Here is a 1,727-nt window from a genome sequence, read left to right on the forward strand (position 1 = left end):
GTCCGCGGATCCCTTGCCAGAGGGTAATGGCCAGGATGCGCAGATCCAGCCACAGCGACCAGTTTTGCACATAGTAGAGATCATACTGGGTGCGGCGGGCAATGCTGGTATCTCCCCGCAGGCCGTGGATCTGGGCCCAGCCGGTGAGGCCACTTTTTACCAAATGCCGATCCGGATACTTGGGGATCTCCTGGCTAAACTGCTCGACAAAGTAGGGCCGCTCTGGGCGGGGGCCCACTAGGCTCATTTCCCCTTTCAGGACGTTCCACAGTTGGGGCAGCTCGTCCAGGTTGGTGCGGCGCAAAAAGGCTCCTATCTTGGTTCGGCGCGGATCCCCAGGGCGCGTCCAGCCCGGCTGGCCGGCTGCCTCAGCATCCACTCGCATGGTGCGGAACTTGGCAATCCAAAAGCGGCGGCCATCCAAGCTCACCCGCTCCTGCCAATACAGAATGGGGCCAGGACTGCTGCAGGCTACCAGCAGGGCAATAATCAAAAACAGAGGGCTAAGCAAGATCAGGCCCAGGGAAGCTCCTAGGATGTCTACAACTCGCTTGAGGAACCGGTTGTGGGCGTAGCGCAAAGGGGGCTGACGCAGAGTTAGCAGCGGGATCCCGTCGAGAGACTGCAGGCTGAAGTTCACCGTTAAAAAACTTAAGATATCCGGCACCAAGCGCACCTGCACCGACAATGTTTGCAAACTGAGCAACAGAGGAGCAGTTGCCAGCTCCGGTTGCCCAAACCACACCTCCTGCACTTCTGGGTGGGCTTGCAGATAGGCAATCAAATGGACCAGATCCAGACGCTCAAGAGCCGACCAGGAAGGCTCAAGCTGACTGCACAAGCAGGAGAGGGTTCCTCGGGATGAGCCGGACAGAGTCCTGTCGGCAGACTCAACCCCGCCAGAGGTAGGGCGGGCGGTGTTTAGTACTGGATATGAATCTTGACAGGGATCCCCATTTTGAGATGGGGGATCTTCCTCAAAAGAGCCTTGCTCTACGCCTGCCCAGGCGACTACCTGGAAGCCCAACTGCGGGGATCGCTGCAATCGCTCCAACACTTCCGCCAACACCGACCAGGATCCCACCCAGATGACCTGCCGCCGACCGTAGCCCCTAGAGCACAACCAGCCCATGCCCAGCCGCAACCCCACCCGTACCAAAGTCAAACTCAGCAGAGCCAACAAGCCGGCGTAGCCCACCACCAGCCGCGACAAAGAGACCGAGCGAACGAAAAAGGCCCCTGCCAGCACCAAACCAAACGTCAATCCCAACCCCACCAGCAAACTGGCCCATTCTTCAAAGCGAGACAAGCGCTTCGACTCACCGTATCCGCCTAAGCCCGCCTGAATGCCCCAATAACTGAGGGCGGTCAACAATCCCAAGGCCGCGTAGACATCCCAAGGCAAGAGCTGATGAGGACGCAAGCTGCGCAGCCAGTAGCCCGCCCCAAAGGCCAACCAAATACAAAGGCCATCGCCAAAACAGGCCAAGGGCACCCACAAACGATGCAGATCCAGACGAGTTTTATAGCCGCGTTCGGCCAAGGGTTATCTCCTTCGGCATCAAGACTGTTGACAATCTTACAGAAAAGATTGTGCATCTGAGGCTATTGGACAAGATCAGTGTTGACCAAAACTTGAATGGGTAGCCCTCACCAGATAATTCTATTGACGGCCCTTCCCAGCTTCAAAGGACTTCATGCTGCTGACACAAAATAAGTTCTTTAAG

Annotated in this window: 1 protein-coding gene; it reads right to left on the reverse strand. The window is 57.2% G+C overall.

Translation table 11 applies throughout. The features are described 5' to 3' along the window. Positions 1–1,543 (reverse strand): sugar transferase (locus NW820_RS08085; protein WP_414407193.1); only part of this gene is annotated, 1,543 nt, incomplete at its 3' end. Positions 1,544–1,727: the final 184 nt, after the last annotated feature.

It is taken from the genome of Synechococcus sp. R55.7 (assembly GCF_047461955.1).
Classification (GTDB): Bacteria; Cyanobacteriota; Cyanobacteriia; order Thermostichales; family Thermostichaceae; genus Thermostichus.